This window comes from Burkholderia sp. BCC1047, from assembly GCF_902833155.1.
In the GTDB taxonomy this organism is placed as follows: Bacteria; Pseudomonadota; Gammaproteobacteria; order Burkholderiales; family Burkholderiaceae; genus Burkholderia; species Burkholderia sola.
The window spans coordinates 1-1,183 of record NZ_CADFEH010000078.1 but is presented as its reverse complement, the minus strand read 5'-3'; the positions used below and the strand labels follow the sequence as shown (position 1 = coordinate 1,183).

Below are 1,183 nucleotides of genomic sequence, written 5' to 3'. Positions count from 1 at the left end.
GGTAAATTTGAGCGGACCAAGCCGCACGTGAACGTTGGTACGATTGGTCACGTTGACCACGGCAAGACGACGCTGACGGCAGCGATCACGACGGTTCTGACGAAGAAGTTCGGCGGCGAAGCGAAGGCGTACGACCAGATCGACGCGGCACCGGAAGAAAAGGCGCGCGGCATCACGATCAACACGGCGCACGTCGAGTACGAAACGGCTAACCGCCACTACGCACACGTCGACTGCCCGGGCCACGCTGACTATGTGAAGAACATGATCACGGGCGCAGCGCAGATGGACGGCGCGATCCTGGTTTGCTCGGCAGCAGACGGCCCGATGCCGCAAACGCGTGAGCACATCCTGCTGGCGCGTCAGGTTGGCGTTCCGTACATCATCGTGTTCCTGAACAAGTGCGACATGGTGGACGACGCAGAACTGCTCGAGCTGGTCGAGATGGAAGTTCGCGAACTCCTGTCGAAGTACGACTTCCCGGGCGACGACACGCCGATCGTGAAGGGTTCGGCCAAGCTGGCGCTGGAAGGCGACACGGGCGAGCTGGGCGAAGTGGCGATCATGAGCCTGGCCGACGCGCTGGACACGTACATCCCGACGCCGGAGCGTGCAGTTGACGGCGCGTTCCTGATGCCGGTGGAAGACGTGTTCTCGATCTCGGGCCGCGGTACGGTGGTGACGGGTCGCGTCGAGCGCGGCATCGTGAAGGTCGGCGAGGAAATCGAAATCGTCGGTATCAAGCCGACGGTGAAGACGACCTGCACGGGCGTTGAAATGTTCCGCAAGCTGCTGGACCAAGGTCAGGCAGGCGACAACGTCGGTATCCTGCTGCGCGGCACGAAGCGTGAAGACGTGGAGCGTGGCCAGGTTCTGGCGAAGCCGGGTTCGATCACGCCGCACACGCACTTCACGGCTGAAGTGTACGTGCTGAGCAAGGACGAAGGCGGCCGTCACACGCCGTTCTTCAACAACTACCGTCCGCAGTTCTACTTCCGTACGACGGACGTGACGGGCTCGATCGAGCTGCCGAAGGACAAGGAAATGGTGATGCCGGGCGACAACGTGTCGATCACGGTGAAGCTGATCGCTCCGATCGCGATGGAAGAAGGTCTGCGCTTCGCGATCCGCGAAGGCGGCCGTACCGTCGGCGCCGGCGTCGTCGCCAAGATCATCGAGTAAG

The 1,183-nt window shown here is 62.3% G+C and carries 1 protein-coding gene; it reads left to right on the top strand.

The window, feature by feature from the left end:
• On the top strand, nucleotides 1-1,182 hold a 1,182-nt coding region (gene tuf, locus HWX55_RS35880), incomplete at its 5' end, for an elongation factor Tu (RefSeq protein WP_027805213.1).
• Nucleotide 1,183 lies beyond the last annotated feature (1 nt).